The organism is Actinosynnema sp. NPDC023794, assembly GCF_040639675.1.
Classification (GTDB): Bacteria; Actinomycetota; Actinomycetes; order Mycobacteriales; family Pseudonocardiaceae; genus Actinosynnema; species Actinosynnema luteola.
The window spans coordinates 1-25716 of record NZ_JBFAFR010000027.1; the positions used below are offsets into that span (position 1 = coordinate 1).

Annotated in this window: 16 protein-coding genes and 1 tRNA gene; 11 read left to right on the forward strand and 6 right to left on the reverse strand. The window is 71.3% G+C overall.

Going from position 1 to position 25716, the window contains the following annotated elements; genetic code table 11:
• Positions 1-632: 632 nt before the first annotated feature.
• The 4 genes from AB0H12_RS34950 to AB0H12_RS34965 all read left to right on the forward strand — a co-directional run bounded on the left by AB0H12_RS34950 (position 633) and on the right by AB0H12_RS34965 (position 10257).
• The gene (locus AB0H12_RS34950; RefSeq protein ID WP_499628679.1) at positions 633-2183 is read left to right on the forward strand and encodes a hypothetical protein; all 1551 of its coding nucleotides are present in this window, start codon (positions 633-635) and stop codon (positions 2181-2183) included.
• Between the two features lie 47 nt (positions 2184-2230).
• Positions 2231-2635, forward strand: coding sequence for a transposase (locus AB0H12_RS34955; protein WP_499628680.1), 405 nt, complete (start codon positions 2231-2233; stop codon positions 2633-2635).
• A 955-nt stretch (positions 2636-3590) separates the two neighbouring features.
• Entirely contained in the window at positions 3591-6287 is a 2697-nt protein-coding gene (locus tag AB0H12_RS34960) for a hypothetical protein (RefSeq protein WP_499628681.1), read from the forward strand.
• A gap of 124 nt (positions 6288-6411) precedes the next feature.
• Positions 6412-10257: a hypothetical protein gene (locus AB0H12_RS34965; RefSeq protein ID WP_499628682.1), complete on the forward strand. Its 3846-nt coding sequence runs from the start codon at positions 6412-6414 to the stop codon at positions 10255-10257.
• Positions 10258-10328: 71 nt separating this feature from the next.
• Here AB0H12_RS34965 and AB0H12_RS34970 read toward each other — a convergent pair whose 3' ends face one another.
• Positions 10329-13532, reverse strand: a complete 3204-nt coding sequence (locus AB0H12_RS34970; protein ID WP_499628683.1) for a S8 family peptidase — start codon at positions 13530-13532, stop codon at positions 10329-10331.
• Between the two features lie 444 nt (positions 13533-13976).
• Between AB0H12_RS34970 and AB0H12_RS34975 the strand changes: the two genes are divergently transcribed.
• The 6 genes from AB0H12_RS34975 to AB0H12_RS35000 all read left to right on the forward strand — a co-directional run bounded on the left by AB0H12_RS34975 (position 13977) and on the right by AB0H12_RS35000 (position 19651).
• Positions 13977-14846: an LLM class F420-dependent oxidoreductase gene (locus AB0H12_RS34975; RefSeq protein ID WP_499628684.1), complete on the forward strand. Its 870-nt coding sequence runs from the start codon at positions 13977-13979 to the stop codon at positions 14844-14846.
• Between the two features lie 369 nt (positions 14847-15215).
• Positions 15216-15289 (forward strand) — tRNA-Arg (locus AB0H12_RS34980).
• Positions 15290-15599: 310 nt separating this feature from the next.
• Positions 15600-16628, forward strand: coding sequence for a pectate lyase family protein (locus AB0H12_RS34985; RefSeq protein WP_499628685.1), 1029 nt, complete (start codon positions 15600-15602; stop codon positions 16626-16628).
• 14 nt (positions 16629-16642) lie between these two features.
• Positions 16643-17647, forward strand: a complete 1005-nt coding sequence (locus AB0H12_RS34990) for a pectate lyase family protein (RefSeq protein WP_499628686.1) — start codon at positions 16643-16645, stop codon at positions 17645-17647.
• 19 nt (positions 17648-17666) lie between these two features.
• The gene (locus AB0H12_RS34995; RefSeq protein WP_499628687.1) at positions 17667-18662 is read left to right on the forward strand and encodes a pectate lyase family protein; all 996 of its coding nucleotides are present in this window, start codon (positions 17667-17669) and stop codon (positions 18660-18662) included.
• Positions 18659-19651, forward strand: a complete 993-nt coding sequence (locus tag AB0H12_RS35000) for a pectate lyase family protein (RefSeq protein ID WP_499628688.1) — start codon at positions 18659-18661, stop codon at positions 19649-19651. The genes AB0H12_RS34995 and AB0H12_RS35000 overlap by 4 nt, the downstream gene beginning before the upstream one ends.
• A 166-nt stretch (positions 19652-19817) precedes the next feature.
• On the opposite strand, the gene AB0H12_RS35005 is transcribed toward AB0H12_RS35000, so the two are convergent.
• Complete coding sequence (locus AB0H12_RS35005) at positions 19818-20411, reverse strand: lytic polysaccharide monooxygenase auxiliary activity family 9 protein (RefSeq protein ID WP_230568550.1); 594 nt, start codon at positions 20409-20411, stop codon at positions 19818-19820.
• A 283-nt stretch (positions 20412-20694) separates the two neighbouring features.
• Positions 20695-21927 carry an SGNH/GDSL hydrolase family protein gene (locus AB0H12_RS35010; RefSeq protein WP_499628689.1) on the reverse strand — a complete coding sequence of 411 codons (1233 nt, stop codon included), beginning with the start codon at positions 21925-21927 and terminating at the stop codon, positions 20695-20697.
• 222 nt (positions 21928-22149) lie between these two features.
• Here AB0H12_RS35010 and AB0H12_RS35015 point away from each other — a divergent pair, with 222 nt between their 5' ends.
• On the forward strand, positions 22150-23316 hold the full coding sequence (locus AB0H12_RS35015; protein WP_499628690.1) for an endo-1,4-beta-xylanase: 1167 nt from the start codon (positions 22150-22152) through the stop codon (positions 23314-23316).
• A 106-nt stretch (positions 23317-23422) separates the two neighbouring features.
• Here the strand turns inward: AB0H12_RS35015 and AB0H12_RS35020 are convergent, their stop codons facing one another.
• The 3 genes from AB0H12_RS35020 to AB0H12_RS35030 all read right to left on the reverse strand — a co-directional run bounded on the left by AB0H12_RS35020 (position 23423) and on the right by AB0H12_RS35030 (position 25661).
• The gene (locus AB0H12_RS35020; RefSeq protein WP_499628691.1) at positions 23423-23839 is read right to left on the reverse strand and encodes a DUF3995 domain-containing protein; all 417 of its coding nucleotides are present in this window, start codon (positions 23837-23839) and stop codon (positions 23423-23425) included.
• Between the two features lie 230 nt (positions 23840-24069).
• Positions 24070-24648: an NAD(P)H oxidoreductase gene (locus tag AB0H12_RS35025; protein WP_499628692.1), complete on the reverse strand. Its 579-nt coding sequence runs from the start codon at positions 24646-24648 to the stop codon at positions 24070-24072.
• Positions 24645-25661, reverse strand: coding sequence for an NADP-dependent oxidoreductase (locus tag AB0H12_RS35030; RefSeq protein WP_499628693.1), 1017 nt, complete (start codon positions 25659-25661; stop codon positions 24645-24647). The genes AB0H12_RS35025 and AB0H12_RS35030 overlap by 4 nt, the downstream gene beginning before the upstream one ends.
• Positions 25662-25716: the final 55 nt, after the last annotated feature.

Here is a 25716-nt window from a genome sequence, read left to right on the forward strand (position 1 = left end):
GACCGGCACCGCCGAGCACGGCGAGAACGTGCGCTCGACCAACCCGCACGCCTGGTACGTGGCGTTCGCGCCGGCCGAGAAGCCGGAGATCGCGAGCTGCTGGCGTTGATGCTGCTGGCGGCCACCTCGGTGGCCGCACCGCACTCCGATCGGGGATTCCCTCGATTCGGTGAATCTGCTCGGTCGTCGTCCCGTGATCGGCGCGACAGTTCCGCCACCGGGAACTGTGCGGGCGGAACGACGCGCGGCGCTGCCGGTCGACACCTGCCCGTCGGGGACGACTGTCGTTGCGCGACAACAAATTCGACGGCTCCAATTGACTGTACGCCGCCGGACGAAAGCTCCACCGCGCGGACGCGAGGGCGGGTCGCTTCGGAGGTCGACCAGCGGCCGGGCCCGCCGGCGCCGTCGGGCCCACGGCAGACAAGCAGCCCTTTCGGACGTGCTAGCGTCGCCGCGAGTCATGACGCGAACGCTCGGTCGCTGTCACCCCGGCCCACGACGGTTCGGTGACGCTGTCGGCCACGGTCCTTTCGGGCCCGCGTGCACCAACTCGGACCACCGGTCGTGCGTTCATTCGTCATGACGGCAGGGCCGGCGTGGGACGGTCGTGCCGGAACGGACGAAACGCCATGCCGAAGAAGACCGACGCGAAACGACGTCGTCACGTCCGGGTCCTGGCCCGCGTCGCCGACATCCCCTCCTACAACAGCGCGGCGTGCGCACTCGACAGCACACGGGACGGCGGCCAGGCCGCGGCGATCGTGGACGCGGTCGAGCACGCGGTGCGCGCCCGCAGGTCGTTGACCGGCGAGTCCGGCGGTGTCGCGATGGACAAGGTCCTGCGGGGCACCGCCGTGGACCTCCCAGACGAGCTGTTCCCGGTCGTCGGCGAGCCGGACAGCCGGTGGCATCTGCTCACCGGTGTGCTCGCCACGTTCGACCGCCACGCCGACCAGGCGAGCCAGTGCCTGATCGGGGTGGTGCTCGCGGCGCAGTGGACCGAGTTCGGGCCTGTGCTGCGGGTCGTGCTCACCGCGCCCGCGCTGGGCCGTCCAGCCGGACAGGTCCTCGCGCTCCCGACGTCCCGCTGGCGGGCGACGCCGACACCGGCGGATGTCGCCGCTGCCGCCGCGTCCCGCGCGACGCACTGCCCGGCGGGACGCCCGCTCTACCGCGAGGATCACCTGCCCCAGGGGGTCCTGGCCACGTTGTCCATGCTGAAGTCCGCCCGTCTGCGCACCGCCGTGCTGCAGACGCCGGTGGCGACCCTGCTCAGGCAGTCCGGCGCCACCAGCGCCCTCTACGCCGTCGCCGACGCCGAACACATCCCGACCCCGCCGCACGTCGCGGCGGCCAACGCGAAACGACGCACCTGCGCCACCTGCGGCACGACGTCCTTCACGCCGCTGCCGGCGGCCGAGGACGGACGGCACCACTGCGCGCGCCACATCGACGAGGCCACCCGGCAGGTCGCCGCCGTCCGGAAGGCGCGTGACCGGGCGGTGAGCGCGGTGTGGGCCCGCGAGGTGCTCGACGATCCGGACACGATCCTGTTCGCGTTGCTCGCCGATGACGACCGCGACCTGCACCTGCGGATCGAGGACGTCGCGGGCGAAGTCCTGTTCGAGGACTCGGTGGCGAACGTGCCGTCGTCGCTGCGCTACAGGCCCGTCGACACCTCCTTCGCGGACGAGGTTCCCGACTGGGTGTACGGCGAACGGGTCCGCGCCTTCGGTGACCGCCGAGCGGTGGGAGTCGTTTCCGACAGCGCGCCTGTGCTCCACCGCGGCCTCCGCAGAGCCCTCGACGGGCAACAACCGTTCTGGATCTCGCCGCGCAGTCGCGACAACCTGTGGGTCAGGCAACAGATCTGGATCGGGCGCTACGACCTGTCCGCAGTCGACGCCAGGAATCGGCCGCTTCTCCACAACAGGCCATATCGCGACTCAGTCGCTACCGCCGGAGCCCTCCGACAGGTCCGGACCGAGCTGACCATGATGGCGACGACCTCCCTGACAGCAGAGCAACACGAGTTCGCCGCGCGCCTGCACGCCGACCGGCAGGCGGCCGAATACCGCTCGCGCTATGAACAGCGAAGCCGACGACAGACGCTCGCCCGACGACTCGCCGAAGCCGTCCCGATCTTCCACGGCGCCACCGGAGGCCCGGAAGTTCCCTAGGGCCTGTCTTCAAAGCAGGTGGTGCTGAACTGCTTTGATCTTGGGTCGTGGTACGCAGGCACGAGTTGACCGACGAGCAGTGGCAAGCGATCGAGCCGCTGCTGCCCCTCGGGCGCGGAAGGGCGTCCGCAGGTGGACGACCGTCGGGTGATCAACGGGATGCTGTTCAAGGCCAGGACGGGTGTCGCTGGCGTGACCTGCCGGAACGGTACGGGCCGTGGAAGACGGCCTACAACCGGTTCTGGCGCTGGTCGCGCAACGGCACCCTCACCACACTGGTCGGGAAGGTGCGGGTCGTCGCCGAGGCGATCGACGAACTCGACCGCGAGGCGTCGGTGGACTCCAGCATCGTGCGGGCCCATCAGCGCGCCGCCGGCGCCCGCCGCACGAGCACGACCGCGTCCCACACAGGGGGCGGTCGGGTCGTGCGGCGGGCACAGCGAGCCAGCTGATCATGCCATCGGCCGCTCCCGCGGCGGCCCCACCTCCAAGATCCACCTCGCCTGCGACGGCCACGGCCGCCCGCGATCGTGCTGACCGGCGGCAACGTCAACGACTGCACCCGCTTCACCACCGTCATGGCCGGCATCGAGTTCCGACGACCAGGTCCCGGCCGCCCCGGCGACCAGACCCGCACGCGTCATCGCGGACAAGGGCCACGCGACCAAGCCATCCGCGCCCACCTGCGCAAACGTCGCATTCCGGCCACCATCCCGGAACGCCGCGACCAGCAGGCCATCCGCAGACGCACAGGCCGGTCAGGCGACCGCCCACCGGCCTTCGACCGCACCGCCTAGAAACGCCGCAACGTGGTCGAACGCTGCTTCAACCGACTCAAGCAGTTCCACGCCATCGCCACGCTTCGACAAGACCGCCACCTCCTACCGAGCCATGATCGACCTCGCCACACTGCCCATCTGGCTGTGAGGACACGTCCTAATAGGTCAGTCGCCGGTACTTGCCTCTGCGCGGGGTCCTTCAGGCGCACGTAGTGACCTATGTGGGTGACCAGGGACTTGAAGTCGGCGTTGTCGGACGAGCCCGGGCGTAGTGGACCTCGGCGTGCCCGTCGACCGCCTGGTCGACCGCCGTGCGCAGCGGGGTCGGTTCAGGCGACGCCGTCCAGCGTCGAGGGACGGGAGGGCAACGCGGGGGCAGAGTCGTTGCCCGATGCATCGATCAGCAGGGTCGCCGGCAGCGGAAAGAGTCACGGTGCGATCTGTGTAGGCGATTCCGCGAAAGGGGGAAGAACGGCGCCGAACGGCGCTGGTCGTTGGACCGCACGGCGCACGGGAGGGACTTTCGGGAAGTGTTCCGCCCAATAGCACGAAAGTATTTCGACAATGCTTGTGACGCGATGCCCGGCACTGCTAGGACTGATCGACTACCGCTCGATCGGAGGGCCACATGCGCTTGGCGAAACTGCTGTTGCCGGCCTTGGTGGCGGCGGCCCTCGCCGCACCGGTCACGGCGACGGCCCAGGTCCGACAAGCGCCGGACCCACCACCGCGGCCCGGGTGGGCGATCACCGGCACGGGGCTGGCCTGGACGGCGACCTCCCCGATCCCGCCGGGTGGCGCGGCGGTCGAGTTCTGGGACGGCGACCGGCTGCTCGGGCTGCCGCGAGCGTCCGCGGACCTGCGCACCTACACCCTGGACGCGACGGAGGTCGAGGACGTCGACGCCCTCCAAGTGCGGGTGTCGGGCACACGTCTGGACATCGAGGAGCCCACTCCCCCGTCGGCCGAAGCGGTCGCGGCGACGCCCGCGCTCCTGCCCGCGGGGGACGCCGATCCCGGCAGGCCCGGCCCGTTCGCCACGTCCACCGGGGAGTACGGGCTGGACCCGATCACCATGCCCGGCTACGCGGTGCCGCTGGAGATGGAGGCCGTGGTCGTCGCGCCGGTCGACGCGCCGGGCCGCCGCCCGCTGGCGCTGTTCCTGCACGGCAGGCACATCACCTGCTACAACGGCGCCGAGATGGTGCTGGCGTGGCCCTGCCCGACACCCACCAAGCCGGTGCCGAGCCACCGGGGCTACCTCCAGGCGCAGCGGCTGCTGGCCTCGCAGGGCTACGTGACGGTGTCCGTGTCGGCCAACGCGGTCAACGCCCACGAGGACCTGGACCTGGAACAAGGCGCGGGTGCCAGGTCCGCGCTGGTGCGCGCGCACCTGGCGCGGTGGGCGGACTGGGCCGGCCCCGGCCGGGCCTCCGCGCCCGAGGTGGTCCGTGCCGCGCCGATCGCCGACCTCGACGAGGTGGTCCTCGTGGGGCACTCCCGCGGCGGTGAGGGCGTCAACCGGGCCGCGGTCGACAGCCTCTCCCCACCGGCCCCCGGCAGCGGCCACGACGGCCCGGTGCGCTGGACGATCAAGGGCCAACTGCTGATCGGCCCGACGGTCTTCGCGCACAACCCGGCGCCGGACGTGCCGTCGGTGACGATCCTGCCGGGCTGCGACGGCGACGTGTCCGACCTCCAGGGTCAGCTGTTCGTGGACGCCACCCGCGGTGTGAGCCGAGGGGCCGCCCTGCACAGCGCGCTGTACTTCGTCGGCGCCAACCACAACTACTTCAACACCGAGTGGACGCCCGGCCAGGCGGAGGCCCCGGCCCAAGACGACTTCCGCTCCCCGCCCGAGGACCCGGTGTGCTCGCCGGGAACGGCGACCCGGCTCACGCCGGAGCGGCAGCAGACCGCCTCCGCGACCTACATCGCCGCGGCGGCGCGCCTGTTCGTCACGCGCGACCGGCGGGTGCTGCCGCTGCTGGACGGTTCGGGCGTGCGCGCCCCGTCGGCCGACCCGGCGCGCGTGCTCGCCCACGCCGTCGGCGGCGCCCGCACCCCGTTCGTCGTGCCCGACGGGGCGACCTCGGCGGACGGCTCGGCGCGGGTGTGCGCGCAGGTCTCGGCGGACCCGGCCACGGCGTGCGTCGACCCCGTCGAGACCCGCCCGTCGCCGCACTTCGCCCGGTTCAACCGCATCGTGCCCGAGTCCGGCCGGTTCGCCGTGGCGCTGGGGTGGACCGCCGACGGGCAGGCTTCGACCGTGCGCCCCGGCGCGCCGGTGTCCCTGGCGGGGTCGCGGCAGCTGGCGCTGAGGCTGGCCGTGCCGCCGAACAGCGCGACCACCCGCTTCGACGTGGCCCTCACCGACGCGGCCGGGCGCCGCGCGGAACTGGGGTCGGTGGCGCTCGACGGGCTCCCCTCCACCGCGCGGATCTCCGCCCGCTGGGCGCAGGAGGTGCGGGTGCCGCTGCCCGCGCGTGGGATCGACCTGCGCCGCGTCGCCGAGCTGGAGCTCGTCCCGCACGGCGGTTCCGGGCAGGCGTGGCTCGTCGACGCCCACGGGTACGCCCCCGGTCTGCCCGATCCGCGGCCGGTCGCGCTGCCGCGCGTCGACGTGGGCGCGCTGACCGTCGAGGAGCGCGACTCGGGCGCGCGGACCGTCCGGTTCCCGGTCTCGGTCACCGGGAGCGGCGCGGGCGCGGTGCGCGTGTTCGTCCAGAACGAGGGCGACAACGCCTACACCGAGCGGCTGGTGGAGGTCGAGCCGGGCCGGCACGAGCTCGAGGTACCGGTGCAGGTCACCGGCAACACCCGCTGGAACCTGGACGCGAGGCGCGCGGTGCTGGTCAAAGCGGTGCGGGGCGCGGTCGTCGGTCGCTACGCGGACCGGCTGACCGTGTCGAACGACGACCCGGAGCCGACCTTCACCGCCACCCCGGTCACGGACGTGGTCACCGAGGGCGGCGCCCTGGCTTGGCGGGTGACGCTGTCCGCGCCGGCCGACCGGAACATCGTCGTCGTGGGTCGGCCGGTCGTCCCCGAGGGCGCCGAGCTGTCCACCACGGACGTCGACGAGCTGTGGTTCCGCCGCAACGTCTCCTTCGAGGACCCGCTCCCCTCGCGGCCGTTGTCGACAACTCGGGTGCAGCCGATTGCCGCCATCCCGCGCGGCGAGCTGAGCGCGCTGCTGACCGTGCCGACGGTGGCCGACACGGAGGTCGAGCCGGTCGAGCGGATCCTCTTGGGCCTCGGGTTGTTCTCCTCCACCGCGTCGGTCACCGGCGCGGTCACGGACGGCACGCCTGCCCGGCGGTGACCGACGGGCGCCGGTCGTCGACGGTGCCCACTCGACCGATCCGTCTCACCGAGCCGGGTCCGCGCAAGGACGGGGAATCGCGGTTCACGAGCGGCGGGGTGGAAGTGTGCGTGGTGGTGATCAGTTGGCCGGCCCGGGTGATGGCAACCCGACCCAGCAGGGGCATGCGTCGACCCGAGCGGCGGTGATCCAGGCGGGTCGTGATGCCGCGGTGGAGCTGCAGCACGCCTCGGGGACCGGCGCCGCCCGGGCGTCGACAGGCGGTTACGCCAACAGCGGCGTGCATGTCGGTGATGTGAATCTGCGGACCGGTGCGCCGGTGCGGACTCGGTATCGGTTCCAGGTGCAGCAGATCGCGCCGCGACGGCTGCTCGATCGTGAGGCGGAGCTGCTGGAGTTGGCGGAGTTCGCCCGATCTCCGGAGGCCGGCGGCTGCTACCGGTGGTGGCAGGCGGGTGCTTGGGCGGGCAAGACGGCGTTGATGTCGTGGTTCGTGCTCAATCCACCGCCCGGGGTGCGGGTGGTGCCGTTCTTCGTCACGGCGCGACTGCCGGGCCAGTCGGATCGGGCGGCGTTCGTCGAGGCGGTCTTGGAGCAGGTCCTCACGCTTCTGGGCGAGCAGGTGCCGCCGTTGCTGACCCCTGCGACGCGAGAGGCGCACTTGTTGGGGCTGCTCGCGGAACTCGCCCGAGTCTGCCGGGCCCGGGGCGAGACCCTGCTGCTGGTCGTCGACGGCCTGGACGAGGATCGCGGGTACAGCACCCATCACGACGCGCACAGCGTGGCGGCGTTGTTGCCCGCCGTGCTGCCGGACGGCATGCGGGTGATCGTGACGGGACGCCCGGATCCGCCGATTCCCGGTGACGTGGACCAGCACCACCCACTGCGCGAGCCGGCTGTCGTGCGCACTCTGGAGATCTCACCGCACGCGCTGACGCTGCGGCAGGAGATGGAACGCGACCTCAAACGACTCCTCGCCGCCACCGCGGTGGAACGTGACATGCTGGGCCTGATGACCGCCTCCGGCGGTGGTCTCACCGTCGAGGACCTCGCCGCGCTGACCGGCACGGGGCAGTGGCAGGTACGCGACCACCTCGAAACCTCGACCGGGCGCAGCTTCGCCCGCCGCCCCGGCGACCTCGCCCTGGACGGCGCACCGGACGTCTACCTCCTCGGGCACGAGGAGATCCACGTCGCGGCACAGCGCATCCTGGAGCCCGTTCTCCACGCCTATCGCGCACGGATCGACTCCTGGGCAGAGGATTACCACCGTCGTGGTTGGCCGGCCGGCACACCGGAGTACTTGCTGCGCGGCTACCACGCCATGGTGATGGGCGTCGGCGACCTGGACCGTGCGACCTGGCTGTGCACCGATGCCCACCGCCATGATCGACTCCTGGCCGTCACCGGCGGTGACAGCGCCGCCCTCACCCAGATCTCCGCCACCCTCGACGCCCACGTCGCCCGGCAACCTCCGGACCTGCCCGCTGTCGCGCGTCTCGCCGTGCATCGCGACCACCTCCGCGACCGCAACGCCAACGTCCCCGCCGTGATCCCCGCGCTCTGGATCCGGCTCGGCCGGCACGACCGCGGTATGGCGCTCGTGCGGTCCACGGCCGGTCCGCACCAACGGGTCCGGGCTCTGGTCCACGCGGCGAGGGCGTTGGCGCGGGGTGGGTTCCACGAGCAGGTCGCCTCGGTTCTCGACGAGGCAGTGGAGACCGCCCGCTCGATCACCGATCCCGACTCGGTGGCCGATCCCGATCCGCGGAGCCGGGAGCTGGCGTTCGTGGTGGAGGCGCTGCTGGAGGTCGGTGATCCGGACAAGGCGGTGGATGTCGCCGGTTCCATCACCGCACCCAGTTCCCGGAGCGAGGCATTGGCACGTGCGGCGAGCGCCCTGCCGGCCCCCGGTCGCCGCGGGCAAGCCTCCGAACTGCGGGACCAGGCGTTGAGCGTCGCCCTCTCCATCAGCAGCCCGTGGGAGCGGAGCTGGGCACTTGCCACCGTGGTCGAAGCACTGCTGTCGAAGGCCGACGGTCGTGGCCTGCTCGCGGAGGTGATCGACCAGTCGTCCCAGGCCGTTCACTCCATCCTCGTCCCCGACGCACGCAGTCGGGCGTGGGCGTGCGTGGCAACGGCGTTGACGGCTGTCGGTCACCGTGATGCCGCCGGCGACGCGCTCGACCAGGCGCTCGAAGCCGCGAACACCATCGACGAGATCGACTCTCGGAACCGGTCGCTGGGATGTGTGGTCGAGGCGTTGGCGACTGCCGGTCACCACGGCCGGATAACCCCAGTGATCAACCAGGCGGTGGAGGCCGCGCGCTCCGTGACGGGCGACCCCGCACAGCGAGGTGATGCGCTGGCCGGTGTGGTCGAGCTGGTGGCGAAGGCGGGCAGGCACGAGTCGGCGCTGGAAATCGCACGCTCCATCCCTCCGCCTGACTCGATCATCAGCCCCGACGCGAAAAGCCGTGCACTCACGTATGTCGTCAAGGCGTCCACCAAGGCCGGTGATCATCATCGAGCGTTGGAGATCGCCCGATCCATCGCTGAGCCTTACTGGCAGGGCAGTGCGCTTGTCGGCGTGGCCGAAGCGCTGGCCAGGGCCGGCCACCACGACGAAGCGTTGGAGACGGCCCGCTCCATCACCTACCTCGAGTTGCAGAGTCGGGCCCTGGCACGCGTCACCGAGTCGCTGGTGGCAGCCGGTCTCCACGACCAGGCCACCGCCGTGCTCGACCAGGCGCTCGACACCGCCTACTCCGCCACCGACCTCGAGTTCAAGAACAAGGCGCTGGTCGAAACGGTGAACGCGCTGGTGGAAGCCGGTCACCACGACCAGGCCGCCGAGGTCTTCAGCTATGTCTCGGAGATTCCCCGTGCCGTCATCGGCGCGCCCAACCAGGCTTGGGCGTTGAACCGCGTGGCCGAGGCGTTGGCGAAGTCCGGCCACCACGACGAGGCATTGGACATCGCCCGCTCCACCCGACACCCCTTCCACCGGAGTTGGGTCCTCACGCGCGTAGCCGAGGCGCAGGTGGCAGCCGGTCTCCACGACCAGGCCGCCGCGGTGCTCGATCAGGCGCTGGAGGTTGCGGCGTCGGTGGCCGACCTCAGCCAGCGGAGCGAAGCGCTGGTGCGGGCTGCCGGAGCACTTCTCACGGCAGGTCGCCGTGACCGGGCGGCCGTGGCGCTCGACCGGGCGCTGGAAGCTGCCCGCTCCATCACCGATGCCGGACAGCACGGCCGAGCGTTGGCGGATGCGGTGGAGGCGTTCACGATGGCTGAGAACCACGATCAGGCGATCGACGTCGCCCTCTCCATCGGCGATCCCTTCGAGCTGAGCCGGGCATTGGCAACCGCGGCGGAAGGGCTGGCGAGAGCCGGCCACCACGACCGGGCCGACACCACGCTCGACCAGGCGTTGGGTGCCGCCCGCGCCGTGACTGATCCCCGTTGGCGCAGTGAGGCGCTGGCGGCGCTGGCCGAGGCGGTCACGAGAGCCGGGCAGCGCGACCTGGCTGCCGCCACGCTCGATCAGGCGCTGGACGCGGCCGACACCGTGAGCGATCCCGACTGGCGCAGTCGGGCCCTGGGAAGCGTGGCGGTGGTGTTGGCGAGGGCGGGTCATCACGATCGGGCGGTGGCGACCGCGCAGTCCATGACCGATCTCTACGAACAGAGCCAGGTGGTGGCCGATGTCGCCGAAGCGATCGCGGTGGCGGGGCACTACAGCCGGGCGGCGGAAGTCGCCTCCTCCGTCGTCAGGTCGGACCAACGAGGTCGGGCCTTGATGGCGATAGCGAAGACCCCTGCAGCCGAAGCCGGAGGCCACGCCGTGCGAACTGCCGCCACAGCCCTGCAGTGCAGCCCGTGGCACACCAACCCTCGGGACCTGTGTCTGGTGTCGGTGTCGGCAGCCAAGGCCGTCATCGCCGAGTCGGTACTGCTCAGCCGGCGATGACGTGCACAGCGGCGGATCCCGTCGAGAAGGGGATCCGCCGCTGCGTTCCCACGGTGAAGCGCGAAGAACCCCTACCGGAGCTTGTACGCGCGGATCAAGGTGTGCTCGAACGTGTTGCCCTTGCTGTCCGCGCCCTTCACCCGCAGTGAGGCGTACGCGCCCGCCCCGGCGGCGTTGCGGACCAGCGCGGTGCGGCCGATCACCGGAGCCTCGGACCAAGTGCCGCCGTCGTCGAACGACACCTCCACGCGCAGGCGCTGCACACGCCCGTTGTCGCCACCCTCCTGCTGGGTGACCACCAGCGGCACGGAGAGGGTCCGGCCGGCGCCGGTCGTGCCGTTCCCGTCCAGCTTCGGGGTGAAGCGGACGACGGTCAGCGGCGTGGCCTGCCGTCCGTCACCGGGCGCGGTGTCGGAGCGGAACGTCCACGCCGAGTGCACCCGGGTGCTGAACTCGGCGACCTCGCTCGACCGCGAGCTCTCCGCCTCCAGCCGGTAGTCCGCCGCTCCCGGCGGCACGGGGAACGCCCCGATGCCGGGCAGCGGTGTCTCGTCCACCTTCTCGCCGTCGCGGTAGAGCGTGGTCCGGGACGTGCCGGTCAGCGAGTCGCCTCGGTTGCCCGCGCCGTCGCCGAACAGCCACAGGTCGGCCACCACGACGTCGCCCACGCGGAACAGGTAGGGCGCCGCCGAGTGCGGCGGTGTCGGGCCGATGACCGGGAAGCCGAACGCCTCCGCGTACTTCCGGCCCGTCCGGTAGGTGCGCTCGGGGGTGAGCAGCGCCGTCTCCAGCGTCTCGGGCGTGCCCTGGAACAACTGCCAGCGCCAGGTCACGTTCGCCGCCAGCACGTGGTCGATCGCGCCGGCCGACGGCTCCACCGCGGTCGCGCCGCCGACACCGTAGATGCCGTCGGTGGTCGCCGCGCTGCCGGAGTGCTCGCCGATCCGACCGGGGCGGCGCGGACCGAACGCGGTGCCGACCTCCGCCAGCTCGTCCTTGCCCGGACTGCGCACGAAACCGGTGGGCGCCTTGCCGCGCTCTTCCCACGCGAGCCGGTACGACACCGGTTTCCCGCCGACCGGCAAGCCTGCGAACTCCGCGCCGATCAGCACGCCGTACTGCGCCGCGGGCAGCTCCGGGCCGCTGGTGCCCAGTGCCATGTCCGAGGGGAACCCCTCCGGGTACACGAGGCCCATCACGGACATCACGTCCTCGTGGCGCCGGCCGAACGCGACGTAGCCGAACCTGGGTGTGGCGGCCCGGTCGGGCGGCGTGATCTTCACCGGGGCCGCGGCGCGCGCGTCGAAGACCACCTCGGTGTCGGCGGTGACCGTGACGTCCGGCCGGAGCAGCACAGCCATGCCGGGCTCGCCGAAGCGATGCTCGGACACGGCGGTGTAGACGCCCTTGGGCACGCGGGTCGTGACGTCGCCGTCCGTGTCGGTGATCATGCTGAACCGGTCGTTGGAGACGCCGATGAGCAGCGCGGAGTAGTTGCCCTCCGGTTTGCCCGACCGGTCGAGCTGGGTGAACCGGACGTTGTAGCTCTCCACCTCGCGGCTGATCGACACGGGCGTGCGCAGCAGCACGTCCGCGCCGCTCTTGGCGACGACCAGGCCGGTGTACGCGCCGTCGACCGCGCCGGACTTGCCGTCGCCGGTGACCGTCACCGCCGCCTCGCCGCCCGCCGGGACGGTGACCGTGGACGGGGTGACGGTGAACAGCCCGGCCTGGCCGGGTGTGCCGTCCGGGTTGCGCGCCTCGACGGCGAGGTCGAGCGTCACGGGCACGGCGGCCGCGTTGCGGTAGGTCATCGCCTTGCTCAGCGGCACGTCGTCGTCGTGCGGCCACGCCTGCACGCCCAGGCTGACGCTCGGGGGCGACGTGGTGAGCGTCGTGGTCATGACCTCGGCCGAGTCGACGCGGCCGGAGCCCTGGTCGAACACCGTCAGGTCGGGGTTGTGCTCGGCCGCCGCCATCAACGTGGCCTTGAGCCGGTCACCCGACCAGTCGGGCTGCTGCTGCGCGAGCAGCGCGGCGGCGCCCACGACGTGCGGTGTCGCCATCGACGTGCCGGAGGCGGCCATGTGGTCCGCCGGACCGGCGCCGGGGACGCCCCTCGACTTGGCGGCCACGATGTCCACGCCCGGCGCGGTGATGTCGGGCTTGACGCCGCCGTCGCCGGTGCGCGGGCCGCGGCTGGAGAAGTCCGCGATGCTGTCGTCCCGGTCGACCGCGCCGACGGTCAGCGCGGCCTCCGCGCTGCCCGGCGAACCCACGGTCTCGGCGGCGCCGCTGTTCCCGGCCGCGACGACGAACAGCGTGCCGTGCGTCGCGGAGAGGGTGTTGACCGCTTCCTCCAACAGGTCGACCTCGGGCCCGTCGGCGCCGCCCAGGCTGACGTTCACCACGTCCGCGCCCTGCTCGGCGGTCCAGCGCAGGCCTTCGAGGATCGCGGACTCGGCGCAGCCCGCTTGACCGCACACCTTGGCGTCGAGCAGTTGCGCTCCGGGCGCGACGCCGCGGTACCGCGTGCCGTTGCTCGCGATGGTCGACGCGACGTGCGTGCCGTGGCCGATGGTGTCGGTGGAGTCGGGGTCGCTGGTGAAGTTGCGCTCGGCGATCTCCCTGCCCACCAGGTCCGGGTGCCCGCCGTCGACGCCGGTGTCCACGACGCCGACCTTCACGCCCGCCCCCGTGTACCCGGCCGCCCACGCGGCGGGCGCGCCGATCTGCGCGACGCTGCGGTCCAGCACGGGCCGGCGCACGCCGTCCAGCCAGACCTTCGCCACGCCGGGAGCGGTCAGCAAGGCCTGCCAGTCGGCCCCGGACGCCTTGGCCGCCGTCGTGGCCACCGCCTGCACGGTCGGCAGCTCCCGCTCGACCCGGAGCGCGTCCAGCGACGCTGCCCGGTCGCCGGAGCGCTTGACGATCAGCGGCACGCGGTCGCGCCGCGCGTCGTCGTAGCCCGCCTCGACCAGTCCCGTGACGTCGAACAACCGCGCGTCGAACCGGCCCTCGGCGAGCGGACGGGCCGCGTCGCGCGGGACGACGTGCACGTGGCCCCGGCGTTGGAAGGTCAGGTAGCCGATGCCCTCCCGGCCCGGACCCGCGGTGACCGAAGCGACCCGGTCCCCGTCGAGCACGACCCGGTCCCCGCTGATGAGCGTGACGACCCGCTTCGCGCCGGCCGGCTCGCCTCCCCGCGCGCCCCCGGCCGGCGCCGCCGCCGCGGGTGTTGCCAGGGGCGTGGCCATCGCGGCGACAACCCCCATGGTGAGCACCGCGGCCGGCCAGGCCGTCCGCCTTCGTGATCTCGAACCCGACACGAGTTCCTCCCCATTCCTCCGGTGGTGATCGGCGCCGCGGAGCCGTGGAGGTGCGTCGTGCACAGAGCGTGGAACACGGGCTCGTCGGCGCTGACCGGGTCGGACGTTAGGGGCTTCGGCGTTGTTCAGGTTCGTGGCCGATGGGCTGAACAACGTTCTCCGAACAACCCCGGGCCGATCGGGGCCTGGTGTTCTGGCGCTGCAACCCCGGTGTGCGTCTGGAGGTCCGGCACGACGAGGCACGTGCACAGGATCGCGGCACTGGTCCGGACCGGCCGGCACGCCGACGCGCTGCGACTGCTGCCGCCGGACGACTGTTGACCTGGAGCGCGCTCCAGCCACTAGCGTCCCGGCCGTCGATGGCGGAGCAGGTGGAGAACGGAGCACGACGTGCGACTGGGTGTGCACATCAACCGGTTCAACCAGGGTGCGGCGCGGCTCGGCCCCGAGCTGGCCGCCGCCTCCGCGGCGGCCGAGGCGGCCGGGATCGGGTGGCTGTCGGTCATGGACCACTTCTTCCAGATGGAGCACAACGGTGGCGCCGAGGACCCGATGCTGGAGAGCTACACCGCGCTCGGGTTCCTCGCCGCGCACACCTCCACCATCCGGCTCGGCGCCCTCGTCACCGGCGTCACCTACCGCCACCCGGGCCTGCTGGCGAAGAACGTCACCACGCTGGACGTGTTGTCGGGCGGTCGCGCGACGCTGGGCATCGGCGCCGCCTGGTACGAGCGCGAGCACCGCGGGCTGGGCGTGCCGTTCCCGCCGTTGGGCGAGCGCTTCGAACGGCTGGAGGAGGCGCTGCGGATCTGCCTGCGGATGTGGGACCCGGCGGACAACGGCCCGTTCGAGGGCAAGCACTACCGGCTGGCCGAGACCCTGTGCGAGCCGGCGCCGGTGAGCGCGCCGCACCCCGAGATCATGATCGGCGGCAACGGCGAGCGGAAGACCCTGCGGCTGGTCGCCCGCTACGCCGACGCCTGCAACCTCCTGCTCCCGTCCCCCGCCGAGGCACCGCACAAGCTCGACGTGCTGCGCCGGCACTGCGACGACCTGGGCCGTGACTACGACGCGATCCGCAAGACCGTGGTGCACCTCGGGGACCTGCCCGACGACGCCGACGGGTGCGCCAAGGCCCTGGAGGGCTACGCCGACCTCGGCGTCGAGACCGTCATCCTGCGATCGCCGGACGGCGACCAGGCCGCCTGGATCGAACGGGTGCTCGCGCCGACCACCGGTCGCCTGGCCGAGCTCGGCTGACGAGGTCACGACCAGGCGGCGGGGGTGCTTCCCCCGGTGCCCGGTCGGCTTTCAGCGGTGGATTCCGCGCACCGGGCGGACGATCCGCCACCGGATTCGAAGAATGACCTGGAAATAGTTTGACGACACCCCGTGCCGGTCGGCACGATGGGCGCACACCGAGCCGAGGAGCGGACATGACGAACACGCGTCGACGCCGTCCGGGCAGCCCGTGCTCCCCGCCGTGACCTGTTGAAAGGTCCGGTCGAGGGAGCCGCCCGTCGGGGAACCGACCAGGGCGGCTTTCTCTTTTAACGCACCACCGAAAAGAGCATCGGCAGACCGGGGAAGCCATTTTTCGGCAACCCCGGAGGAATACCGCACGACCAGGCCCCCATAGCTCAGCAGGACAGAGCGCGCCGCTACGAACGGCGAGGTCCCAGGTTCGACTCCTGGTGGGGGCACCGCTGGAACCCAGTGCCACCGCGTCTCGTCGGGACGAGCCCGGCGGGGCGCGGTCGGCGGTTCCAGACCAGCACCGCCTTCGCGCGCGGCGGGCGAGAATAGTCGCGTGGAGCATTCCCGGTTACCCGGAATGGGTCTCCGGCACCACATATGTGAACCCGTTCACCGAATAGAGCGGCCACATATGTGAACCTCGAACCGGGGTCGCCACCGGCCGTTGACACGCCGGAAACATGCGCTACGGTGCGATCAGAGAGCGCTTTCCCGATAACCCCTGAACTCACCCCTCATACGGGAGAGGAAATAGCCATGCCCACATCTCCCGGGCACCGGCGCGCCCTGCTGGAGGTCGTCGTGGCCGCCGCGCTGGCCACGACCGCGGCCACCGTGCCCGGCGCCGCGCCGGCGTTGGCCGCGACCACCGCGGACGGGTTCGCCTCGGTGCACGCATCGGGACAGAACGGCACGACCGGAGGCGCGGGCGGCGCCGTCGTCACGGCCACCACCACCGCGCAGTTCCTGGACTACATCGCCCGACCGGAACCGCTGGTCGTGCAGGTCAAGGGGACGATCACGCTGCCGACCGGCACGACGGACGGCATGCACGCCGTCGCTTCGGACAAGACCATCATCGGCCTGGGCTCCGACGCCCGGCTCGTCGGCGGCGGGCTCAACATCGGCCTGCCGGTGGACGACGACGTCACCTCTCCCCCGGCCGACGCGGTGCACAACATCATCATCCGCAACCTCGCCCTCACCGGCGCCACGGACGACCTGATCAACGTGCAGATGTTCAGCCACCACATCTGGATCGACCACAACGACTTCTCCAACGGCGACGACGGCGCGGTCGACATCAAACGCGGCAGCGATTTCGTCACGGTCTCGTGGAACAGGTTCCACGACCACGACAAGACGCTGCTGCTCGGGCACGACGACGACAACGGCGCGCAGGACATCGGCCGACTGCGCGTCACCTACCACCACAACTACTTCGACGGCTCCGACCAGCGCAACCCGCGCGTCCGGTTCGGCGAGTCCGTGCACGTCTACAACAACTACTACCGCGACAACAGCTACGGCGTGGCCTCGGCGATGAACGCGGGCGTGGTGCTGGAGGGCAACTACTTCTTCAGCGTCAACAACCCGGGCCGGGTCGACTTCAGCGGCGACCTGGGCCGGATGGTCGCCCGCGACAACATCCTCGTCGAGTGCAACCACGAGATCGAGCTCCGCGGATCCGTGGTCGAACCCCGCACCTACTACACCTACTCCCTCGACCGCGCCGCCGAAGTCCCCACGATCGTGCCCGCCGGTGCGGGCACCGGTCGCATCTGACAGGAGCACCGACGATGAGCGACATCAGCAGGCGCAGCCTCCTCACGGGCGCCGCCGCGACGGCCCTCACCGCCGTGGCAGCACGCGCCGCGACCGCCGAACCCGCCCGCACCAGCCCGGTCACCACGAGCCCGGCGTGGGCCGCGCCGTTCCAGACCGCCGACGGGTTCGCCGGCACGAACACCCTCGGCCAGAACGGCACCACCGGCGGCGCCGGCGGGCCCGTGGTCACAGTCCGGGACACCGAGACGTTCCTGGACTACTGCGACCGCAACGAGCCCTACGTGATCCAGGTCGACGGGATCATGACGTTCAGCAGCAAGCAGGGCCTGCGGTCCAACAAGACCGTGATCGGCCTGCCCGGCGCGGAGATCCGCGGCGGCGGCCTCGACATGTACCGCAGGCAGAACGTGATCATCCGCAACCTCGCGTTCACCGGCGCGGACGACGACGCGATCAGCATCCAGCAGTCCTCGCACCACATCTGGATCGACCACTGCGACTTCAGCGGCGGCGCGGACGGCCTGATCGACATCGTCCGGGGCGCCGACTTCATCACCGTGTCGTGGAACGACTTCCACGACCACAGCAAGACCGCGCTGCTCGGCCACTCCGACTCCAACGCGGGCCAGGACACCGGCAAGCTGCGCGTCACGTTCCACCACAACTACTTCGACGCCACCGAGCAGCGGCACCCGCGCGTCCGCTTCGGGGAGCCGATCCACGTCTACAACAACTACTTCCGCAACAACCGCCTGTACGGGGTCGCGTCCACCGAGAACGCAGGCGTGCTGGTGGAGGCCAACTACTTCGAGAACGTGCCGCACCCGATCTACTCCGGCTACGACGAGAGCGGACCGGGACGCGTGGTGCAGCGCAACAACGTCTTCGTCAACTCCGGCACGCCGCAGACCCTCGGCACGGTGGTCGAACCGCGCACCTACTACGCCTACACCCCCGACAATCCGTCGACCCTGCCCACCACCGTCCCCGCCGGTGCCGGCGTCGGCCGGATCTGAGCCCAGGAGGACCAGGAACATGAGCGCCATCAACCGTCGTCGGCTGCTCGCCGGCACGGCACTCGCCGCCGTGGCCGCCGCCGTGCCACGCGCCGCCTGGGCCGGGGTCGGCCCGCTGGACGCCGCCAACGGGTTCGCCGGGGTCACCGCGCTGGGCCAGAACGGCACCACCGGCGGCGCGGGCGGCCAGGCGGTCACCGTGACCACGGCCGCTGCCCTCGCCGACTACGTCGGCCGCAAGGAGCCGTACGTCATCTCCGTGTCCGGCCGGATCCAGACCGGCGACGAGATGCTGACCGTCGTCGCGAACAAGACCATCGTCGGCGTCGGCTCCACCGCCGAGATCACCGGCGGCGGGCTGCAACTCGGCTCCACCACCCGCCCCGGCAACAACGTGATCATCCGCAACCTGCGGTTCACCAACGCCTCGGACGACTCGATCAGCGTCACCAACTCCGCGCACCACGTGTGGATCGACCACTGCGACCTGTCCGACGGCTACGACGGCCTGCTGGACATCAAGCGCAACTCCGACTACGTCACCGTGTCGTGGAACCACTTCCACCACCACAGCAAGGCCGCCCTGCTCGGCCACTCCGACACCTACACCAGCGACAAGGGCAAGCTGCGGGTCACCTACCACCACAACTTCTTCGACGGCACGGACCAGCGCCACCCGCGCGTGCGCTTCGGCGAGCCCGTGCACGTCTACAACAACTACTACCGGGGCAACTCGCTCTACGGCGTCGCGTCCACCATGGACGCCGGGGTCGTGGTCGAGGGCAACTACTTCGAGAACGTCGCCCACCCGGTCCTGTCCGGCTACGACAAGAGCGGGCCGGGACGCGTGATCGAGCGCAACAACATCTACGCGGGCTCCGGCGCGCCGGAAACGCTCGGCGCCGTCGTGGAACCGCGCACCTACTACAGCTACACCGTGGACGACCCCGCGTCCGTGCCGCGCATCGTCACGGCCGGCGCCGGTGTCGGCCGCGTCCAGGGGGTGGCGCGGTGAAGAAGAGCACCGCGGTCGCGCTCGCCGCGACGCTGCTCGGCGGTCTCGCCGTGGCGACGCCCGTCACGGCCACCGCCGCCGACAGCGCGCCGATCGGCTTCGCCGCCGTCAACGCCCTCGGCCAGAACGGCACCACCGGCGGCGCGGGCGGCCCCGAGGTCACGGTGTCCACCGCCGCCGACCTCATCGCCGCGATCAAGGCGACCGGGCCGCGCGTGGTGCGGGTGCAGGGCATGATCACGTTGCCGGCCGGCATGCACGACGTCAGCTCGGACAAGACGATCGTGGGCGTCGGCGCGGCGTCGGGCGTGACCGGCGGCGGGTTCACCATCGGCCTGCCGGTGAGCGAGACGACCACACCACCGGCGGACGCCGTGCACAACGTGATCATCCGCAACCTGGTGTTCCGCAACGCCACGGACGACTCGATCAACGTCCAGATGTTCAGCCACCACGTCTGGATCGACCACAACGACCTCTCCCGCGGCTACGACGGGCTGATCGACATCAAGCGCGGGTCCAGCTACGTCACGGTGTCGTGGAACCACGTCCACGACCACGCCAAGAACATGCTGCTCGGGCACTCCGACAGCAATGGCGCGCAGGACACCGGCTACTTGAAGGTCTCCTACCACCACAACTTCTTCAACAAGACCTCGCAGCGCAACCCGCGCACCCGGTTCGGCAACCCGGTGCACATCTTCAACAACTACTTCCTCAACAACAGCGACACCGGCCCGGCGTGCCAGGCCCAGTCCGGCTGCTGGATCGAGGGCAATTACTTCGACAACGTCGAAGAGCCCATGACCACCAGCTACTCCGGGCCCAAGGGCAACATCGTCGAGCGGAACAACGTCTACGTGAACAGCGGCAAGCCGGTCGTCGGCGGCACGGTCACCGACCCGCGCACCTACTACCAGTACTCCCTCGACCCGCCCGCCGACGTGAAGGCGCTCGTCACCCAGGGCGCCGGCACGGGCAAGGTCTGACGGACACCACACCCCGCGGCGGTGTTCCGCACGCACCGCCCTTCCCCGAGGCGCGGAACGGGGCGGCCCACCTCGGCGTCGGCAACGACCAGGGCATGTCCACCGACCGGTGACGGCCGCGGTTCCGCGCCCACCCCTGCCCGGGTGGACGCGGAACCTGGCCCGTCTACTGGAAGATGACGTCGCTGCAGAAGTAGTACGACTGGTCCGAGTGGCTGGCCTGCCAGATCGCGAAGACCACGTGGCGGCCGGTGCGGCTGCCCGCGTTCACCGCGACCCGGTAGTGGTCCGACGGCGCGTAGCGGCCGGTCGTCGCGACCAGGTCCAGGTGGTTCCAGCCCAACGGCGTCGTCGTCGCGTCATAGCCCTGCTTCGACACGTACACCCGCAGGTAGTCCGCGCCGTGGCGGGCCTGGTCCCAGATGTCGAGCGTGAACTGCCGCGGCTTGGTCGCGGCCTTCCACTGACCCGGGTTGTCCAGCGCCGCGTACCGCATGCCACCGGTCCGGCCGCCGCTGCACAGCTGGCCGTTGGGGATGGCGCCCTGGTGGTTGCCCGCGACCCCTTCGCGGTACAGGCCGTTCCAGTTCCACATGGCGGTGGTGTCGGCCTGCCACGCCTGCCAGCACATGGGGTCCTGCTGGGCCATCGTCGGGTTCTGGAAATCGTTGCCCCACCGCTGCCAGCAGCCGTAGTTGCGCGACGGCGGGTCGACGGTGGACCCGTGCGCCTGGGCGACGCCGGTCATCATGCTCGCCATGAGCCCGGCGACGACCGCGAACGTCGCGAAGACCTTGGCCAGCGAACTCTTGCTCGCACGGACGGATATGAGCGCCACTCTCTCCTCCTCGTTGAGGACAACCATGTTGGTAGTGACCATGGGTGGGCTGGGAGCGCTCCCAAATCGCACTGTAACCAAGCGTGCGCGGGAATGGGAAGTGGTGGCGCACAAGGCGTTCGCATTCGACGCGCATTCGACCGCAATTCGACGAAACGCCCTCCCGACGGCTGTCGGGAGGGCGTTTCGGGAGAGCCGGCCCCCGCTACAGCGCCGACAGGTCGACGGCCTCGGCCATCGCCCGGTAGCCCGCGTCGTTCGGGTGCAGGTGGTCGCCGCTGTCGTAGGCGGGCCGCAACGCGTCGGGGTCCGCCGGGTCGGCCATCTCGCGGTCGAAGTCGACCACCGCGTCGAACTCGCCGGCGGTGCGGATCCAGGCGTTCACCTCGTCCCGCGCCGCTTCACCCGCCTCGGTGTGGTACAGGGCGCCCTTGAACGGCAGGAGCGTGCCGCCGACGACCCGCACGCCCTTCGCGCGCGCCTTGCCGATCAGCTCCCGGTAGCCCTCGATCAGCTCGGCCGCCGTGACCACCGGGTTGGGCGTGGTGCAGTCGATCGCGACCTGGCTGAACCCGATGTCGTTGATGCCCTCCAGCAGGATCACCGTACGCACGTCCGGCTGCGCCAAGGCGTCGCGCTCGAACCGCGACGTCGCCTTCTCGCCGAAGCACGACGAGTCGTTGAGCACGCGGTTGCCGCCGATGCCCGCGTTCACCACACCGCGCCGTCCGCCCAGCCGCTCCGCCAGCTCGTCCGGGTAGCGGCTGTCGGTGTCCACGGTGGACGCCGTGCCGTCCGTGATGGAGTCGCCGAACGCCACCACGACCTCGCGCCGCGGCGTGGGGTCGACGACCTCGACGGCGTTGAGGTAGAACCACGACGACGACGTCTCGGTGAACACGTCCGCCGCCGCGTCGGCCCGGTGGTCGCCGGACGCCCGCCAGCTCGTCGCGCTCGCGAACGTGTGCCCGGTGGCGGGCCCGGTCTTCCCCGCCAGGTACAGAGTCACGGTCACCCGGCTCAGCGGCGCCACGGCCAGCGGCGCGAGGTCGCCGACCGCCTCACCGCCGACCGGCACCGTCACCGAGCGCCGGCCGCCGAACGTCAGGTGCCGCACCGTGCCCGGCCGCACGGCCGCGCCCTGCACCGTCCGCGCGATCGTCGCGCCGGTCACGACCAGCGGGGACGTGCCGTAGGCGTTGGAGAGCCTGATCCGCACCGCGGCGCCGCCGTCGCTGACCCGCACCACCTGGCGGACGGTGTGGTCGTCGAAACCGACCGTTCCCCAACCCGGCCCGAACGCGTCGGTCGGCGCGTGCGGCGAGGCGGCCCACGTCGCGTTCCACCCGGGGCCCGAAGCCCCGACCGAACCCGCTGCCCCGCCCTGGACCAGTGCCAGTCCCAGCACGGCGATCAGCGCCACCGCCAGTTTCCTCATCTGCGCGCCCCCCGGTCACTCACTCGCCCGTTCGGCGACCACGGTAGGGCTTGACACCGACAAAACTCTCCGACCAGCACCGACGGGCGGCGGTGAGTACCTGACGAAGGCTTGACGATCGCCCGGCGGCCGTCTTAGGGTCCGGCATCTCGAAAATTGCCGGATCAATGACGAAACTTTCGAACGCCGCCGTCGTAGTCGTCCGAGAAAGCGAAGACCGCCATGAAGCCGATCCGCCTCGTCACCGCCGCGCTCGCCGCGATGGCGTTGACGTCTCCGCTGGCCCTCGTGGCCGCGGCCTCCCCCGACACGGGTGACCTTGCCGCGGGCCACGCGAAGAAGGACAGCCTCCGCTGGGTGGCGCCCAAGGGGTTCTACATCGGCACCGCCGCAGCCGGTGGCGGCCACCACGAGGACCAGCCCTACCCCGACCCGTTCACCAAGGACCTCGAGTACCGCTCCGTGCTGGCCAAGGAGTTCAGCTCGGTGTCCGCCGAGAACCAGATGAAGTGGGAGTACATCCACCCGGAGCGCGACCGCTACAACTTCGGGATGGCCGACGCCATCGTGAAGTTCGCGCAGCGCAACCGCCAGGTCGTCCGCGGGCACACGCTCCTGTGGCACAGCCAGAACCCGGAGTGGCTGGAGCAGGGCGACTTCACCGCCGACGAGCTCCGCGAGATCCTGCGCGAGCACATCACCACCGTCGTGGGCCGCTACAAGGGCAAGATCCAGCAGTGGGACGTGGCCAACGAGATCTTCACCGAGACCGGCTCGCTGCGCACCACCGAGAACATCTGGATCCGCGAGCTCGGTCCCGGCATCATCGCGGACGCGTTCCGCTGGGCGCACGAGGCCGACCCCAAGGCCGACCTGTACTTCAACGACTACGGCGTGGAGAGCGTCAACGCCAAGAGCAACGCCTACCTCGCGTTGATCAAGGACCTGAAGGCGCAGGGCGTGCCGGTGCACGGCTTCTCCGCCCAGTCGCACCTCAGCACCCGGTACGGCTTCCCCGGTGACCTGGAGACGAACCTGAAGCGGTTCGCCGACCTCGGTCTCGGCACCGCCATCACCGAACTGGACGTGCGGATGGACCTGCCGGCGAACGGCGTGCCGACCGCGGAGATGCTGGCCAAGCAGGCCGACTACTACAACCGGACTCTGGTCGCCTGCCTCAACGTCGAAGGCTGTGACTCCTTCACGATCTGGGGCTTCACCGACAAGTACTCCTGGGTGCCGGTGTTCTTCGCCGGCGAGGGCGCGGCCACGGTGATGTGGGAAGACTTCACCCGCAAGCCCGCCTACGACGTCATGCAGTGCACGCTGGCCAAGGAGTCGGTCGAGCGCGGCGAACGCCACCCGCACCTGCCGGGCTGCGCCAAGTAGGTCCCCGACGCACGTTCCACCGCGTCGTCGCAAGCCGTCGGCCCCCGTCAGGACCTCGAGTCCGGGCGGGGGCCGATCACCATCCCACGGGCCGGCGCGTCACGGGTCAGCCGCCGAACGCGATCACCGCGCAGGACGTGGCCAGCGCCAGGCACAGCGGCGAGTAGACGCGCAGGTCGAGCCGGGCGAACTCGGTCGACTTCCGGGACGACACGGCGAGGCCGCCCGCTCCGCGCAGCAGGAACACCGCCGCCACGCCCGCCGTGCCCACCACCGTCAGCCACGCCGGCCCCGGCACGCCCACCAGTCCCGCCCGGCCGACCACCAGGTACGCGGCCACGCCGAGCAGCACGGCCACCGCGAGCGTCAGACCTGCCGAAGGCAGCTTCTCCGGCGGCACGTCCACCACCAGCCGGGCGAACTCCTCCCGCGTCCGCAGCGGCCACGGCGAGAAGGTCCACAGCACGTGCAACGCGCCCACGAGCACCAGCACACCTGCCGTGAGCAGGGCCAACACCGTCATACGACACCCCCGTACGCTTGCGTATGGTCAACGCGCCGTACGGTAGCGTGCGGAAGCTGAGGAACCGTGACGCAAGCCACGGCGAGGCGGGAACACCGAGCGCCCACCGACCGTTGGAACACTCGGTCGGTGCGGTCGTGTCCCCGGGCCTCACCCAGCGCCTTCGCGGAATACCGTTCGGCTGGAGCCGCGTCGAGCCACTCGCCGAGAGGCGACCGCCGCGCCGACCCTCAACGTCCCGCGACGACGTCCACCAAGCCGGTGACGTCCCGGAGCAACCCGCGGACGTGGTCGTCGCCGGCGAGCGTGCCGTGCAGCAGGGTCAGCGGGGCATCGGTGATCCCGCAGTAGTGGGACACGCCGACCCGGAGCTGCCGGTCGAGCACGTCGTCCATGCCGCGCTCGGCGAACGTCTCCCGCGCCTCACCCGCCAGCCCGATCCACCGCATCCGCTTGCCGGTCAGGCGGGGGCGGCCTCGGCCGTAGGCGAAGCCGTAATTCCACACCCGGTCGATCCCCCCCTTGAGGATCGCCGGCGGCCCGAACCACCAGACCGGGAACACCACCAGCAGCAGGTCCGCCGCCTCGATCCGGGCCATGTGCTCCCGCACCGGCGCCGAGCACACCTTGTCGCGGTCGGCCCAGTCGGGTTCGTCCTCGACCGTCATGCGCGGGTCGAAACCTTCCCCGTGCAGGTCGAGCAGGTCCACCTCGACGCCCTGCGCGGTCAGGTGGTCCACCGGCCTGGACGCCACCTGTGACGTGAGCGAGTCGGCGCGCGGGTGGGCCACCACCACGAGCGCCTTCACCGCGCGTCCAGGCGGACGAGCATCTTGCCGGTGTTGGCGCCGCGCAGCACGCCGAAGAACGCCTCCGGCGCGCTCTCCAGCCCGTCGGACACGGTCTCCTCGGCGCGCAGACCGCCGTCCGCCAGCCACCCGGCGGCACGCTCGACGTACTCGGGGAACCGGTGCAGGTAGGAGCTGACCACCATGCCGCGCAGGCTGAGCTGCTTGGTCGCGGCCGGGTACAGGTTCGGCCCCGGCACGGGTCCGGTCGCGTTGTACTGGCTGATCGCGCCGACCAGCGCGATCCGGCCGCCGTCGCGCATCGCCCCGATGGCCGCCTCCAGGTGGTCACCGCCGACGTGGTCGACGTAGACGTCGATGCCGTCGGGCGCGGCGGACGCCAGCTGTTCGGCGACGGGACCGGCCTTGTGGTCCAGCGCGGCGTCGAACCCGAACGTCCCGACCAGCTTCTCGGCCTTCACCGGCCCGCCCGCCGAGCCGATGACCCGGGACGCGCCGAGCCGCCTGGCGATCTGCCCGGCCACGCTGCCGACCGCACCCGCGGCGGCGGACACGAAGACCACGTCACCGGGCCGCACGGGCGCGATCTCGGTCAGGCTCACGTACGCGGTGAGCCCCGGCGTGCCGAGCACGCCCAGGTAGGCGGACGCCGGCGCGATCGCGGTGTCCACGACGGTCACGGCCGACGCGTCGACGACGGCGTGCTCGCGCCACCCGAGGAAGTGGGCCACGGTCGCGCCGACCGGCACGGCGTCCGACCTCGACGCGACGACCTCGCCGACCGCGCCGCCCTCCAGCGCCGCGCCGAGCCGGAACGGCGGGATGTACGACTCGCCCTCGTCCATCCGGCCGCGCATGTACGGGTCGACCGACATCCACGTGTTGCGCACGAGCACCTGACCGTCGGCCAACGGGGGCAGTCCGACGGTCGCGAGCGTGAAGTTGCCGGGTGAGGGCTCGCCGACCGGACGTGACGCGAGCCGGATCTCCCGGGTGGTGGTGATGATCGTCATGATGTGCCTCCGAGCAGGGATTTCGCCTGTGGGACCACCTTGCCGACGCCTTGTT